Origin of the sequence: Pseudomonas sp. PDM32, assembly GCF_019219225.1 — a bacterium.
Classification (GTDB): domain Bacteria; phylum Pseudomonadota; class Gammaproteobacteria; order Pseudomonadales; family Pseudomonadaceae; genus Aquipseudomonas; species Aquipseudomonas laurylsulfatiphila.
The window spans coordinates 1-278 of the sequence record NZ_JAHUWE010000061.1 but is presented as its reverse complement, the minus strand read 5'-3'; the positions used below and the strand labels follow the sequence as shown (position 1 = coordinate 278).

Below are 278 nucleotides of genomic sequence, written 5' to 3'. Positions count from 1 at the left end.
TACCCAACCACCTGTGTCGGTTTGGGGTACGGTTCCTGGTTATCTGAAGCTTAGAAGCTTTTCTTGGAAGCATGGCATCAACCACTTCGTCACCTGAAAGGTAACTCGTCATCAGCTCTCGGCCTTAAGATCCCGGATTTACCTAAGATCTCAGCCTACCACCTTAAACTTGGACAACCAACGCCAAGCTGGCCTAGCCTTCTCCGTCCCTCCATCGCAATAACCAGAAGTACAGGAATATTAACCTGTTTTCCATCGACTACGCTTTTCAGCCTCGC

The 278-nt window shown here is 49.3% G+C and carries 1 rRNA gene; it reads right to left on the bottom strand.

Annotated features, from left to right (window positions below):
- Positions 1-278 (bottom strand): 23S ribosomal RNA (locus KW846_RS30625); the annotation flags it as partial.